The following is a 14,658-nucleotide window of genomic DNA, read 5'->3' as shown; positions in this document are numbered from 1 at the left end:
TTATTCCATCGCAAGTGGGAGCAAGCGCACGCAGCAGGGCGTGATCATACGCAATCTGTGCGATTGCGCTAGTCTTGACAGCGACAAAAAATGTGGGATAGAGAGGATTTCTCTCAAGCTCGTGCAAAAATATTAAGCGAAAACGACATGGGGCGGTGTTTCAGCAACGATGGATCAGCTGCGCCCCTGCCGTGCGTAAATATCGGGCACGTTAATTTCCATCATGATCTCGGGTTTGCCCAAGGCGTGGAAGCCGAATTTTTGATACAAGCCGCGAGCGTCGCTGCTGGCCAGCAAGAAACGGCGCAAGCCTTGTAATCGCGGGTGGGCTTGAATTGCCATCAGTAATTGGCGGCTGAGGCCACGACCGCGGTATTCTGGTAACACGAACACATCCATCAAATAGGCAAAAGTGGCGTAGTCACTGACGACACGAGCGAAGGCGATTTGTTGGCCGTTTTCGTAGCCACCGAAACACAGTGAATGTTCGATGGAAGTTTGCACCGTGGCGAATGGAATCTGTTTGGCCCATGTGCTTTCTTCGGACAGAAAACGATGAATCAGTGGCAGATCGAGTCGACCTTTGTCGTTACTAATTTCCATGCCAAACGCCTCCGGTAACGCGCCAAATTCCTGCGAGATCCTGCCAACTGCGCACCGCCTGAAAACCGGCTTGCTGCAGCAATGCTTGTACTTGTTCCGCTTGGTGGTAGCCGTGTTCCATCAATAAGCAGCCGCCATGCCGCAGGTAGTGTGGCGTGCCTTGAATGATGCTGCGATAGGCGCTTAGGCCATCGCTGTGATCAGTCAATGCATCAATCGGTTCGAAGCGCAGATCACCTTGTTGTAAGTGTTCGTCGTCTTTCACGATGTACGGCGGATTGCTGACGATGGTGTCGAATTGTTGCGCAGGGATGCTGCGAAACCAATCACTCTGAAAGAAACGCACAGGATTGTTGGCCGCGAGACGCTTGGCATTGTCTTGTGCAATCGCCAGTGCTGCAGGGCTGATGTCAGCCGCAGTCACAGTGAATTGTGCTTCTTGTGCCGCAAGGGTGACGGCAATGGCGCCAGAGCCGGTACCAAGATCAAGGATGTGCGCTGGGCGGGGGCTCATCTCCAAGGCCAACTCGACTAATAATTCTGTGTCGGGACGCGGAATGAGTACTGCAGGCGAGACCTTGAAGTTCAAACCGAAAAATTCGCGCTCTCCTAAGAGATAGGCGATCGGCTGCCCCACTTGGCGCGCCTGAACTAGGCTTGACAGTTGTTGAGCTTGCTCAGCATTCAGTGCTTGCTCCGCCTTGGTGATCAACTGAACCCGCGTATAACCCGTGACATGCTCGATCAGCATACGGGTTTCTAAGGCATCAAGCGGCGACCGACGTTGGCACTGCTGCAGGGTATCGCCAGCTTGAAACAGCTGGCTCATGTGCGGGTTTTGCCAAAGTATTGGCGTTCAGTTTTGAAGCGGGCAATGACGATCAACTGAGTCACTGCGAACACACAGAACCATACGCAAGCCCATGCCGGAATCGACAGACCCAAAATCGGATCGTAAGGGGTATCGCAAAAGCCCGTCGCTTTGAACAAGGATGGGAATAACTGTGCGCTAAACAAATTGTTAAGAGGACCGGTCAAAGGATCAACGCCGCAGGAGCCTGGTGGTTGCGATAATGCCCATACATGGTAGCCCGCGGTACCAACACCGCCAAGGCTCGCGAGCAAGCCCAAACCCAAAATAGCTTTGAGGCGGCTGCGCCAAATGAGAGCGATCAGGGCGAATACGCCGGTCAACAAAAAGGCGTAACGCTGGATCACACACAAAGGGCAAGGCAGCATATCCAGCACCAGTTGCATGTACATGGCCGCACCGAGTAAGCCGAAGCAAGCCAGCACGATTGCGAGAAGAACTGCGTTAACACCGAGGAAGCGATTCATGATTAAGCCAAAGTCGTTGCAAAATGACCGCTAGGATACTCGATTTGGGCTTGCTTGTTCCAGATCTAGGCTTGATATTTTGTTTGCATGACTGTTATGGCGCTCTGGCTAGGCTAGTCATGCCAATCATGCTAATTGTGCTTATTACGCTAGGATAAGTAATTAATTGGGCCGCATGCGCACCATAGGCATCACAACTTTTTGGCTGTGCGTGGCAGAAAGCCTCGAAGCAGTCTATCATTTCGTTTTTGCTCACAAGTTTCACATAGTGAGTATCGTCTTAGCTTAAAGGGTTTAATCATGGGTAGCGTCTCTGTTCCAAGTCAAATTGTCCGTGCTGTCTGTCCGCATGATTGCCCGGATACCTGTGCCCTGCTCGTGAAGGTGGAAAACGGTGTTGCGCTCGAAGTCAAAGGCGATCCTGATCATCCAAGTACCGGCGGTGTCTTGTGTACCAAGGTGGCGCGGTACACCGAGCGCACCTATCATCCAGACCGTTTGTTATATCCACAAAAACGCGTCGGCAAAAAAGGGGAGGGTAAGTTCGAACGTATCGGTTGGGACGAAGCGATTGCCACCATTGCCGGCAAACTCCAAGAAGTTTCAGCGCGTAATCCACTGTCGATTTTGCCGTACAACTATGCTGGCACCATGGGCTTGGTTCAAGGTGATAGCATGTCGGCGCGCTTCTTGAATAAATTAGGAGCCTCATTTTTGGATGGCACTATTTGCGCATCGGCTGGTGGGGCGGGATACAAATACACGCTCGGTGATCGTATTGGTACGGACGTCGAGCAAACTCAAAATGCACGTTTGATTATCATTTGGGGCGGCAACCCGATTGCCTCTAGCGTTCACTTTTGGACTCGTGTACAAGAAGCCAAACGTAAGGGCGCGAAGATTATTGCGATCGATCCTTATCGCTCGCTCAGTGCAGAAAAATGTCATCAGCACATTGCGCTCTTGCCTGGTACCGATGCTGCTCTCGCGCTGGGCATGATGCATGTCTTGATCAAAGAAGATTTGTTGGATCATGACTACATCGCGAACTACACCGTGGGTTTCGAACAACTGAAACAGCGCGTGGCAGAGTGGACACCAGAAAAAGTCGCACAGACCTGTGGCATTAGTGCTGACGAAGTGATTGGCTTAGCGCGTGAATATGGTGAGGGTGCGCTACGTGGCGAACCGAGTTTGATCCGCATGAATTACGGCGTACAACGCACCCACGGTGGCGGCATGGCAGTGCGTAATATCTGCTGTTTGCCAGCCTTAGTTGGCGCGTGGCGGCATGCTGCTGGTGGTGCGCTATTGTCGTCTTCTAGTAGTTTTGTGAAAAATTCGGATGCCTTGAAAAGGCCAGATTTATTCCCGGCACATTTGCCCCAACGCACGATTAACATGACCACCATTGGTGATGATTTATTGCGCGACGCTTCGCCTGAATTTGGGCCGCGTATCGAGGCCCTGATTGTGTATAACTCGAATCCGGTGGCAATTGCGCCTGAGTCTCCTAAAGTCGCGCGCGGTTTCGGTCGCGAAGATTTGTTCACGGTGGTGTTGGAGCATTTTCAAACTGATACGGCAGACTATGCCGATATTCTTTTGCCTGCTACGACCCAATTAGAACACATTGATGCCCATGCTTCGTATGGACATCGCTACATGATGGCGAACAACGCCGCGATTGCGCCGATGGGCGAGGCCAAATCGAATACGGAAATTTTCCGATTATTGGCCAAAGCTATGGGCTTCAACGAAGCTTGTTTTGCTGAAAGCGATGAAGAATTAGCGGCGCAGGCCTTCAATTTCGAGCACGAACGTACGCGCCATACCAATTGGGAAGATCTCAAAAGTAAAGGCTGGTCGAAATTGGTGATGCCGGAAGCCAGCTTCGCACAGGGTGGTTTTACGACGCCATCGGGGAAGGTTGAATTCTTCAGCCAACAAATGGCCGATGATGGACTCGATCCTTTGCCGACATTTATCCCCCCCTATGAATCCAAGGCTAGCAATCCTGAATTGGCGCAACGATATCCTTTGGCGATGATTTCGCCACCAGCACGTAATTTCTTGAATTCGACCTTCGTTAACGTGAAGAGTTTGCGTGACACCGAGGGCGAACCGCATCTTGATTTGCACCCAGAAGATGCGGTCGCGCGATCAATTCAAAACGGTGACATGGTGCGCATTTTCAATGATCGCGGTAGCTTCGTAGCCAAAGCGCGTATCACTGAGAAAGCACGTCCAGGCTTAGTGGTGGGCCTGTCGATTTGGTGGAAGAAGTTCGCCTCCGATTTCAAAAATGCGAACGAAGTGACCAATCAAAAAGTGACGGATATGGGGGGCGGCCCAACCTTTTATGACGTCTTGGTGCAGGTCGAACGCGCCTAGAATTCCTTTCCACGCCCCCATTAAGCGTTCGTTATTTGCGCCGCGATCCCATGTTGCGGCGCAATATCTTCTAGAAGACTTGCTCAGTTCTGAGTCATTTTCTGCAGCTTATTTGCACCTCACATAGTCAGATTTCGGCGCTTCGTGTATCTTTATGCTGATAAGGTTTGACTGAGCCTGATGACGACAGGGAAATCGCCATCAAGCCACCATAGATCATGCCGAGAAAGAAGCGCTCCCCGCGCAATAAAACACTCACATAAATCAACGGAGACATACTATGGCAATGGATAAATTCTGGCTGAAATCTTACCCACCAGGCGTGCCAGCAGAAATCGACGTCAATCAATACAAATCCCTCGTGCACCTGTTGGATGAATCGTTTAGCAAATTTGCTGATCGCAAAGCCTATGTGTGCATGGATAAATACATGACTTATCGCGAGCTCGATGAGATGTCGCGTAAGGTCGGTGCTTGGTTGCAAAGCCGTGGCCTGAAACCTGGTGCTCGTGTCGCTATCATGATGCCAAACGTGTTGCAATATCCTGTCGCATTAGCGGCGGTATTGCGCGCTGGCTATGTTGTGGTGAACGTGAACCCGCTCTATACGCCACGTGAACTCGAACATCAATTGAAAGACTCTGGTGCCGAAGCGATTTTCATCCTCGAAAATTTCGCGACTACCTTAGAGAAAGTGATTGCACATACGTCCGTGAAGCACGTAGTCGTTGCTTCGATGGGCGAATTGCTAGGCGGCTTAAAGGGCATGATCGTGAATTTGGTGGTGCGCCATGTGAAGAAAATGGTGCCAGCTTTTTCTCTGCCTGGTTCCGTGACTTTCAAACAAATGCTAGGTCAAGCATCCGGCTTGAGCTTCCAAAGCCGTGAGATGAAGCTCGATGATATCGCCTTCTTGCAATACACGGGCGGCACGACCGGTGTCTCCAAGGGTGCAACTTTGAGTCATCGTAACGTGGTGGCCAACGTCTTGCAGAACCATGCATGGTTGAAACCAACCATGGATGCTCACAAAGAGACCGAACAACTGGTGTTCGTTTGTGCTTTGCCGCTGTATCACATCTTTGCACTGACAGTCTGTGCGATGGTCGGTACTCGTATTGGTGGTTTGAATATTTTGATTCCGAATCCAAAGGATATTCCTGGCTTCGTCAAAGAATTGGGCAAATACAAAGTCAATGTTTTCCCAGCCGTGAACACTTTGTATAACGCCTTGTTGAACAATCCTGATTTCGCCAATACCGATCATTCTGGTTACATCGTCTGTACGGGTGGAGGTATGGCGGTGCAACGCGCGGTCGCGGATAAATGGAAACAAGTGACTGGTTGCGCGATCGCCGAAGGTTATGGCTTGTCTGAAACATCTCCAGTGGCCACAGCCAACTACGCCGATTCTAAAGAGTTTACCGGCATGATTGGTTTGCCGATCCCTTCCACAGAAATCGCGATTCTTGATGATGATGGCAATCCGGTCCCATTGGGTGAGTCCGGTGAAATTGCGATTCGCGGTCCACAAGTGATGTTGGGCTACTGGAATCGCCCCGATGAAACTGCGAAGGTCATGACTGCTGACGGTTTCTTCAAATCAGGTGACGTCGGTATCATGGATGAGCGTGGCTTTACGAAGATCGTCGATCGTAAGAAAGACATGATCTTGGTATCTGGCTTTAATGTCTATCCGAATGAAGTCGAAGGTGTGGTGGCGAGCCATCCGGGCGTGTTGGAATGCGCATGTATCGGTGTTCCAGATGAACACTCTGGCGAAGCAGTGAAGTTGTTCGTCGTGCGTAAAAATCCATCCTTGACGAAGGAAGAGTTGATGAACTTCTGTAAGGAAGAGCTGACAGGCTACAAGAAGCCGAAGTACATCGAATTCCGTACTGATCTGCCGAAGACAAATGTCGGTAAGATCTTGCGCCGTGCATTACGCGATGAGAAACCAGCGGGTACTAATGCTTAATCAGCCTCGTTAGCCTGATCAGCCTGATTAGACTAACGAGCCGAAAGAAGCAAGTATTCGTACCGCTTGCTGACTTGAGAGAAGATGTGAAAAGAGACGCTGCGGCGTCTCTTTTTGTTGCTGGTTGTCTTGCAGTGATACAGATTTATTCCTCGATATTGTATTTCTTTTGCAGGCGTTGAAAGGTCTTGTCTTTCTTCATCTCATCCAGCGCCTCATTCCATTGCGCGACGACATTTTTGTTCGTTGATTTCGACGCCGCAATGTATAGATGGCTGTCAAATAAACGAAACACCGATTTCACATCACTGACCTGATAACCGGCCGCTTTCGCCACTCCTGCGACACCAAGTTTGGAGTCAGCGTAGACCGCGACACGACCGACCATGAGTTTCTTGAAACTTGAGATGTTGGATGCCGCACGATCTAAGTTAGTAAAGCCGAGTTTGGTCAAGGTTTGGTCGCGGATATCATTGCGATACACGCCAATTAGGCTCAATTTGCGAGCATCATCGAGATTATTGATTTTGAGATCAGCATCAGCTTTGGCGAACAGCTCATAAGTAACCGAGGCGATCGGACCTATCCACTGATAGGCGCTTTCACGATCGGTGGTGCGGGCCATGGTGAACAACAGTGTGTTGGGATTGCGGTTTAGCATTTCCACGCCGCGCGCCCACGGTACAACTTGGATGGGAAATTTGGTGCCAATGCGTTTTTGAATTTCTTCGACGATTTCAATGGTGAAACCGGTCAGTTTTCCTTGTGCATTGTAGAACTGTAGTGGCCTGTCTTCTTCACAGTAAAGCGCAAGATCATCGGCACGAGCCTGCTGCACGCCCAAAATCAATAGGCTGGCGCAGAGGAAAAAGCGGCGTGCACGAATGAAATTGTGAATCATCGTTGGGCGACTTATGAAGGACAATAAACTGTAGGATGAGTGTGCATAATCATACCTGTGATTATCGACGCTGCCACAAGAATCGTGCATTTGTCTTTTTTGCACACATCAAACAGCGTTTCTACATCCTGTTCATGGGGATGCACCGCCTCGAATACTTAATTCTTCGTGGCGATGCTTTCTAATGGTGGAATTTGACGTGGTTTGCGGCTGGTATCGGTGGCGACGTAAGTCAAAGTTGCCTCGGTGACTTTGACGGTATCGGCTTGCAAGCGGTTGCGTTCAGCATAAACCTCAACGTAGACCGTGATCGAGGTGTTACCGACCTTGACGACTTCGGCATAGAAGGACAACAGGTCGCCGACAAAGACCGGCTGCTTGAATAAGAATGAGTTGACGGCGATGGTAGCGACGCGTCCATTGGCTCGGCGAGCCGCGGGAATGGCACCGGCAATATCGACCTGCGCCATAATCCAACCACCAAAAACGTCACCGTGAATATTGGCATCGGATGGCATGGGCATCACTCGCAAAGTAGGCATGCCGGCAGGTAGGGAAGTTTTGCTTGGTTCACTCATGTTCGCCTCGATAAAAGTTTACAATAGGGGATTGTGATCGTGGTGCCGGGTTTCGCTGGTCGCGCTGGTCGAAACAAATCGATGCGATTTTTGAACCAACCATTTGCAGCCAGTCATCTGCAGCCAGATTTACGGTAATGATTTTTCTACAAACCGGCGCGATTATCATCGTGATACGCCATCATATAGCAAATTTCTTTTGAGAATGGATTTCCATGCGGAGACAAGCGCGCCCCTCGTCTGAATTAGCCCTTCCAAGTAAAGATCAAGCTCGCGGAGATTGGTCAACTGTTAAGACATTATTGCCATACTTATGGGCGTATAAATGGCGCGTCATGCTCGCGCTCTCATTTTTGGTGGGAGCGAAGCTCGCCAATGTGGGCGTGCCTCTGATTCTTAAAGAGTTGGTGGATCGTTTAACCATTACGCCCACGCATCCTCTCGCGAGTTTGGTGTTGCCGGTCGGGATCTTGATTGCGTATGGCGCTTTGCGCTTGTCGATGACGGTGTTCACCGAGCTAAGGGAATTTGTCTTTGCTAAAGTTACCCAGCGCGCGGTTCGTACCATTGCACTTAAGGTTTTCCGACATTTACATGCCTTGTCCTTGCGTTTCCATTTGAATCGTCAGACCGGGGGCATGACGCGCGATATCGAGCGCGGCACGCGCGGCATTTCTTCCTTGGTGTCGTTCGCCTTATTTAGTATTTTTCCGACCTTGCTCGAAATTGCTTTGGTCTTGACCTATCTGTTCGTGCAATACGATAAATGGTTTGCCTTGATCACGATTGTGGCTTTGGTGACCTATATCGTTTTTACGATTGCGGTGACAGAATGGCGTACCAATTTTCGACGCACCATGAATGAACTCGATTCGAAAGCGAGTACCAAGGCAATCGACTCCTTACTCAATTACGAAACCGTGAAGTATTTCGGGAATGAAGAGTACGAAGCGCAGCGTTACGATCAGGGTTTGCAAAGTTACGAGAAAGCAGCGATCAAGTCGCAAACCACCTTGTCCATGCTCAATGCGGGGCAGTCATTCATCATTGCGGTCGCGGTGACGCTGATTTTATGGCGGGCGGCTCAAGGCGTCCTCGACCAAACCATGAGTTTGGGTGACCTGGTGTTGGTCAATGCTTTTATGATTCAGCTGTATATTCCCCTGAACTTTTTAGGAGTGTTGTATCGCGAAATTAAACAAAGCTTAGCCGACATGGAACGCTTGTTTTCGTTAATGGATCAAAATAAAGAGATTGCTGACAAAGACGATGCGATGGTTTTGCAAATCGAGCACGCGCAGGCGCCCGAAGTTCGCTTCGAACATGTCAATTTTAGTTACGAGGAAAATCGACAAATCTTATTTGATGTCGATTTTACGATTGCAGCCGGCACTACCACTGCGGTGGTTGGGCATAGTGGCTCTGGAAAGTCGACTTTATCTCGCTTGCTGTTCCGCTTCTATGATGTACAGGCGGGTGCGGTTACGATTGCAGGACAGAATATTCTCGATGTGACACAACAGTCTTTGAGACAGGCGATCGGGATCGTGCCACAAGATACGGTTTTGTTTAATGACACCATCGCGTACAACATTGCTTATGGCAAGCCAGGCGCGACAGAAGAAGAGGTGATTGCGGTCGCCAAAGCTGCTTACATTCATGACTTTATTGCGAGCCTACCTGAGGGGTATCACACCATGGTTGGCGAACGCGGTTTGAAATTATCCGGCGGTGAAAAACAGCGCGTGGCGATTGCGCGTACTTTGTTGAAAAATCCATCTTTGCTCATTTTCGATGAGGCGACTTCGGCACTCGATTCGCAATCAGAGCAAATGATTCAAGCGCAGTTAAAGCAAATTGCGCGCAATCGAACCAGCCTTGTGATCGCTCATCGTCTATCCACGATCGTCGATGCAGAGCAGATTTTGGTGATGGATAAAGGTAGAATCATCGAGCGTGGTCGACACCATGAACTCGTCGCAGCCGGTGGCGCGTATGCGCAAATGTGGGAGCGTCAACAGCATAATAATGTCATCGAAGCTAACGCATCTTGATGGACGTTGAGATACAAGATGTACATGGTGGAGCGTTACCGGAGAGCTCATTTCCGGCAAAACCATTCCGGTAAAACCATTTCTAAAGTGTTTGTGTGAAAGTAGTGAGTAATTATGGAAACTAAGTGGCTTGAGGATTTTGTTTCTTTGGCGGAGACCAATAGTTTCAGTCGCTCGGCTGAATTACGCCACGTCACCCAACCGGCCTTCTCACGGCGCATACAATCCTTAGAAGCGTGGTTGGGAGCGGACTTGATTGATCGCACGTCTTACCCCACGCGTTTGACACATGCAGGTGAGATCTTTTTCGAGCAAGCGATCGCAATGTTGGGACAGATTAATAATGCGCGGGCGCTCTTGCGTGGCAAACGTACCTCCATACAAACGACCGTCGATTTCGCTGTCCCGCACACCTTGTCACTCACGTTTGTACCTAAATGGCTCACTGCACTACAAAAAAATTTTGGTGACATCAATAGCCGGTTATTGGCCTTGAACGTGCATGATGCCGTCATGAGTCTCTCCGAGGGTGGCTGCGATTTGATGCTGTGCTATCACCACCCACAGCAACCTTTGCTACTCGATCCAGCCCAGTATGAAATGATAAGCATGGGCACAGAAACTTTACGGGCTTATGCACGTAGCGATAAAAGTGGTAAGCCTGAATTCGTTTTGCCAGGCAGTATTGATGAGCCCTTGCCATTTCTTGCCTATGCGACCAACGCCTATTTGGGGCGCATGGTCGATTTAATTTTGAATCAGACGCGCGAGGCCCTCCATCTCGATAAATGCTACGAAACCGACATGGCGGAAGGCCTCAAAATGATGGCGCTAGAGGGACGTGGTGTCGCCTTCCTGCCTGAGTCAGCAGTGGTTCGCGAGCTGAAACAAAAGCAGTTGGCGCGCGCGGATGGCGGTTCAGATGCATGGGAAGTGAGCATGGAGATTCGCCTGTATCGTGAGCGTCCTTCTGAGCAAAAGCCGGGTAAGGAAATCGTCTCTCAATTGTGGGACTACTTATCGCAAAAGGCGCATGTCGCCTCAAAGTCGAAGATGCAAAGATCGCAGCGCTGAAGACAAAACATCATTGACTAAGGAGAACTGATGGATTCAATCGACGTGGATATGTTGCAAATTTTGAGTGCACGTTTCGCGAAAAATCCGCAACGTCATGTGGGATTGTTGTGGGAACACGTTGAGCAAAGTTTGAGAAAAGCCCCCGCGAAGTTGTTCATATTGCGAGCGATGGAAGACACGGGCGGTGAGCCTGATGTCGTGGGCCAGCACCCAGAGACTCAGCAATTTGTGTTCTGTGATTGCAGTGCTGAAAGCCCGAGTGGACGCCGCAGTCTTTGCTATGATCGTGCAGCCTTAGACGCACGTAAAGAAAACAAACCGCGTGGCGATGCGCTTGAAATGGCGCTGGCGATGCAAGTCGAAATCTTGACAGAGCAGGAATACCGTCATTTACAAACACTCGGCAAATTCGATCAGAAGACTTCGAGCTGGGTACTCACTCCGCCAGCCGTCCGGACACTCGGGGGCGCTTTGTTTTGTGATCGTCGCTATGAGCAAGTATTCGTGTATCACAATGGTGCCGAATCTTATTACGTGGCCAGAGGTTTTCGTGCTCGCCTTATGGTATGAATCGCTGCTAGACGAGCGACGTTGATACATTGACCTTAGTTCATCCGGGCTGATCATCTCGTTTCTTCGTCGGAGTACCTCTGTACGCAGTAAATTGGATGATAAACACACTTTTGCAATTTGTATCCCAAGGTCGAATTACGTCAGAGAAAAAATAAGGACTGAGGTAATCGATCAAAAAGATAGTTCGTTGTTTTATGATCGCAATGGCAATGATTTTTTGTTTACCATCAGGGCGGGCGGTCGTATGATGCAGCTCGTGGTTTTCGTGCGCGATGATTGATATAGCTTGAATCAAAAAGGGTTCAATCCAGCCAGCAATTTTCCGTATGTCCTCTACATCGTTTGAGCAAAGCTCATCAACGTTTTTTCTTTTTTCAAATGAGGAATTATGAACATTCATAAGCAAGTTGCAGCATGGCTCGCCATCGTGACCGGTATGCTCAGTCTTTTAGTCGCCTTGATCTTTGGCGTTTTCATGGGCGGCATTGGCGCCTTTGCCAGTGGCGGTGATACGAAGGTATTAGGCCTGTTCGCGTTTTTAGGCGGTTTCATCTTTATCTTCTTTGGTTTCTTCGCGATCCTGAATATTTTGGCCGGTATCTTCTATTTACGCGGCTCCTCGATTGCACGCATCTGGTTGATCATTTCGAATATTTTGTCGCTGTTCGGTTTCCCCTTAGGCACCATTATCGGCGCCTATTCTTTGTGGGCGATCTTGAAAGACGACGCACCACAGGCGCAACCACCAGCGATTGACGCTCCACAATAGTCGGAGTTTGGTGCGCGAAAATCAATTTCGCCACCCACGTCTACCAACTCAAAAACAGGCTTCTCGTCTCGTGCGGGAAGCCTGTTTTGTTTTATCCATCAATAGCATCAAACGCTTTGATGATCATCTTCTTGATGGTGATTCAAGAGCAAATTGGGCGACCCGACGAACATCAAAAGTGCCTTCAAAGAACACTCGAAGAGTCATCATGGAACAGATGAGGAGCTCTAGAGCTGCAATACCAGTTGGGCTTGCTCGAATCTTTTTTGAATCAGGATCTTGGTTTGTGTCCGTTCTTTATCTGACACATGAACAATTGTCCTTGATCTCCCTCTAGAAAATACTCGCTTTCTGAGTGCTTTTCATGGTTATGCAATTTGTGCATAGATAAATGCAAACAAAGCATTGGAGGCTGCGATACCACTTGCCTTAAGATGCGCTGCCTTTTGCTGGATCGTGCGCATTGCAAGTATGCGCACGATCAGGCGAAAACAAAATTGATAAAGAGAGCTTGTGGCAAGAGTCAATAGACCGCAAGGCATCTCAAAAAAACACTCACCAAGAAACCTCTTGAAAAGAAAGAAGCGAGACTGACCATGTCTAGTAATCACCAAATCCCGTCCTACCTTACACCACACGCGACGGGTCCATGGAATGTGTATCTGGAACAAATTGATCGTGTAACACCTTACCTCGGTAGCTTGTCCCGTTGGGTTGAAACCCTGAAACGCCCTAAGCGTATTTTGGTGGTCGACGTGCCTATCGAACGTGATGACGGCACTATCGCTCACTTCGAAGGTTATCGTGTACAACACAATACCTCACGTGGTCCAGGTAAAGGCGGCGTGCGTTTCCACCAAGACGTGACTTTGTCTGAAGTGATGGCTTTGTCGGCTTGGATGACGATCAAAAACTCTGCAGTCAACGTTCCTTACGGTGGTGCAAAAGGCGGTATTCGTGTTGATCCTAAGACTTTGTCACGCGGCGAATTAATGCGTATGACACGTCGTTACACATCTGAGATCGGTATCATCATCGGCCCAGATAAAGATATCCCAGCACCAGACGTCAACACCAACGAACAGACTATGGCATGGATGATGGATACCTACTCCATGAATGAAGGTCGTACTGCGACTGGTGTGGTGACAGGTAAGCCTATTTCTTTGGGTGGTAGCTTGGGTCGCCGTGAAGCGACAGGCCGTGGCGTGTTCGTGGTTGGTTGCGAAGCCGCTGCGAAAAAAAGCGTAACGATTGCTGGCGCTAAAATTGCGGTGCAAGGTTTCGGTAATGTCGGCGGTATCGCGGCACGTTTGTTCGCAGAAGCAGGTTCGAAAGTCGTGGCCGTGCAAGATCACGGTGGTACGATTTTCCACTCGAACGGTTTGGATGTGCCGAAGTTGCTCGATCACGTTGCGGCGAATGGCAGTGTAGCTGGCTTCCCAGGTGCAGAAGCGGTGTTGCCGAACGAAGACTTCTGGAAAGTGCAGTGCGACATCTTGATTCCAGCGGCTTTGGAACAGCAAATCACCGAAGCGAATGCGAATCACATTACTGCGAAGATCATTTTGGAAGGTGCGAATGGTCCAACCACACCAGAAGCCGATGATATCTTGCGCGACCGCGGTGTGTTGGTGGTACCAGACGTGATCGCCAATGCCGGTGGTGTGACAGTGTCTTACTTCGAATGGGTACAAGATTTCTCCAGCTATTTCTGGACTGAAGACGAAATCAACAACCGCCTCACACGCATCATGAAAGAAGCCTTCCACTCGGTATGGCATGTGACAGAAGACAAGAATGTGTCTTTGCGTACGGCGGCGTTTATTATTGCGTGTACACGGGTACTGCAAGCGCGCGAAGTAAGGGGCCTCTACCCTTAATTGAGCACTGCGATAAATCCGATTTTCGGGCGCATTTCGGCGTCGCAAATGCGCGCAATATCGACATATTGCTGTGCTTCGCTCCTTGAACTGCATCCCGAGAATCGAATTTCTCTTGGCTCAATGTAAATCCGATTCTCGGGCGCTGTGCGTTGTTGCTTGTCCTCGCAATACTCGTGTATTGCTCCGGCGCAGTTGTAAATGCGGCCTAGCACAGCATCCCGATAATCGAATTTCTTTTCGTCGGTTTAGATCATATTTCGGGCGCTTTGCGCCTTGAACTGCATCCCGAGAATCAAATTTCTCTTGGCTCAATATAAATCCGATTCTCAGGCGCTGTGCGTTGTTGCTTGTCCTCGCAATACTCGTGTATTGCTCCGGCGCAGTTGTAAATGCGGCCTAGCACAGCATCCCGATAATCGAATTTCTTTTCGTCGGTTTAGATCATATTTCGGGCGCTTTGCGCCTTGAACTGCACTCCGAGAATCGAATTTCTCTTGGCTCAATATA

General features: G+C 49.6%; 14 protein-coding genes. 7 read left to right on the top strand and 7 right to left on the bottom strand.

The genetic code is table 11. From position 1 onward, the window contains the following. Positions 1-174: 174 nt before the first annotated feature. From RF679_RS16490 to RF679_RS16480, 3 genes are read right to left on the bottom strand one after another with little or no spacing between them, the layout of a single operon-like run. Positions 175-603, bottom strand: coding sequence for a GNAT family N-acetyltransferase (locus RF679_RS16490; protein ID WP_309481723.1), 429 nt, complete (start codon positions 601-603; stop codon positions 175-177). Then, the gene (prmC, locus tag RF679_RS16485; protein WP_309481722.1) at positions 593-1,432 is read right to left on the bottom strand and encodes a peptide chain release factor N(5)-glutamine methyltransferase; all 840 of its coding nucleotides are present in this window, start codon (positions 1,430-1,432) and stop codon (positions 593-595) included. Before prmC ends, RF679_RS16490 begins: the two co-directional genes overlap by 11 nt. After that, positions 1,429-1,941 carry a disulfide bond formation protein B gene (locus RF679_RS16480; RefSeq protein ID WP_309481721.1) on the bottom strand — a complete coding sequence of 171 codons (513 nt, stop codon included), beginning with the start codon at positions 1,939-1,941 and terminating at the stop codon, positions 1,429-1,431. The genes prmC and RF679_RS16480 overlap by 4 nt, the downstream gene beginning before the upstream one ends. Positions 1,942-2,241: 300 nt before the next feature. On the opposite strand from RF679_RS16480, the gene RF679_RS16475 reads away from it, so the two are divergent. After that, the gene (locus tag RF679_RS16475) at positions 2,242-4,335 is read left to right on the top strand and encodes a molybdopterin-containing oxidoreductase family protein (protein ID WP_309481720.1); all 2,094 of its coding nucleotides are present in this window, start codon (positions 2,242-2,244) and stop codon (positions 4,333-4,335) included. Positions 4,336-4,462: 127 nt separating this feature from the next. On the opposite strand, the gene RF679_RS16470 is transcribed toward RF679_RS16475, so the two are convergent. Beyond that, complete coding sequence (locus tag RF679_RS16470) at positions 4,463-4,612, bottom strand: hypothetical protein (RefSeq protein WP_309481719.1); 150 nt, start codon at positions 4,610-4,612, stop codon at positions 4,463-4,465. Positions 4,613-4,621: 9 nt separating this feature from the next. Between RF679_RS16470 and RF679_RS16465 the strand changes: the two genes are divergently transcribed. Continuing rightward, the gene (locus RF679_RS16465; RefSeq protein WP_309484034.1) at positions 4,622-6,313 is read left to right on the top strand and encodes a long-chain fatty acid--CoA ligase; all 1,692 of its coding nucleotides are present in this window, start codon (positions 4,622-4,624) and stop codon (positions 6,311-6,313) included. A 145-nt stretch (positions 6,314-6,458) separates the two neighbouring features. On the opposite strand, the gene RF679_RS16460 is transcribed toward RF679_RS16465, so the two are convergent. Together RF679_RS16460 and RF679_RS16455 are read right to left on the bottom strand one after the other, a co-directional pair. Next, complete coding sequence (locus RF679_RS16460; protein WP_309481718.1) at positions 6,459-7,214, bottom strand: substrate-binding periplasmic protein; 756 nt, start codon at positions 7,212-7,214, stop codon at positions 6,459-6,461. Positions 7,215-7,372: 158 nt separating this feature from the next. After that, a complete protein-coding gene (locus RF679_RS16455; protein WP_309481717.1) occupies positions 7,373-7,792 on the bottom strand; it encodes an acyl-CoA thioesterase in 420 nt (139 codons plus the stop codon). 215 nt (positions 7,793-8,007) lie between these two features. Between RF679_RS16455 and RF679_RS16450 the strand changes: the two genes are divergently transcribed. The 3 genes from RF679_RS16450 to RF679_RS16440 all read left to right on the top strand — a co-directional run bounded on the left by RF679_RS16450 (position 8,008) and on the right by RF679_RS16440 (position 11,493). Beyond that, positions 8,008-9,846 (top strand): ABCB family ABC transporter ATP-binding protein/permease, encoded by a 1,839-nt coding sequence (locus tag RF679_RS16450; protein ID WP_309481716.1) that lies wholly within the window; start codon positions 8,008-8,010, stop codon positions 9,844-9,846. 114 nt (positions 9,847-9,960) lie between these two features. Further along, on the top strand, positions 9,961-10,920 hold the full coding sequence (locus tag RF679_RS16445; protein WP_309481715.1) for a LysR substrate-binding domain-containing protein: 960 nt from the start codon (positions 9,961-9,963) through the stop codon (positions 10,918-10,920). A 30-nt stretch (positions 10,921-10,950) separates the two neighbouring features. After that, positions 10,951-11,493: a DUF4256 domain-containing protein gene (locus RF679_RS16440; RefSeq protein ID WP_309481714.1), complete on the top strand. Its 543-nt coding sequence runs from the start codon at positions 10,951-10,953 to the stop codon at positions 11,491-11,493. A 40-nt stretch (positions 11,494-11,533) separates the two neighbouring features. Here RF679_RS16440 and RF679_RS16435 read toward each other — a convergent pair whose 3' ends face one another. Next, positions 11,534-11,896, bottom strand: coding sequence for a hypothetical protein (locus tag RF679_RS16435; RefSeq protein ID WP_309481713.1), 363 nt, complete (start codon positions 11,894-11,896; stop codon positions 11,534-11,536). Here RF679_RS16435 and RF679_RS16430 point away from each other — a divergent pair. Together RF679_RS16430 and RF679_RS16425 are read left to right on the top strand one after the other, a co-directional pair. Next, positions 11,885-12,265, top strand: a complete 381-nt coding sequence (locus RF679_RS16430) for a hypothetical protein (protein WP_309481712.1) — start codon at positions 11,885-11,887, stop codon at positions 12,263-12,265. The genes RF679_RS16435 and RF679_RS16430 overlap by 12 nt on opposite strands. A 596-nt stretch (positions 12,266-12,861) precedes the next feature. Continuing rightward, positions 12,862-14,148 carry a Glu/Leu/Phe/Val family dehydrogenase gene (locus tag RF679_RS16425; RefSeq protein ID WP_309481711.1) on the top strand — a complete coding sequence of 429 codons (1,287 nt, stop codon included), beginning with the start codon at positions 12,862-12,864 and terminating at the stop codon, positions 14,146-14,148. The last annotated feature ends 510 nt before the right edge of the window (positions 14,149-14,658 follow it).

This window comes from Undibacterium cyanobacteriorum, assembly GCF_031326225.1.
Taxonomy (GTDB): domain Bacteria; phylum Pseudomonadota; class Gammaproteobacteria; order Burkholderiales; family Burkholderiaceae_D; genus Undibacterium; species Undibacterium cyanobacteriorum.
Note: the sequence above shows the minus strand (reverse complement) of the source record. Positions and strands in the feature narration are given on the sequence as shown.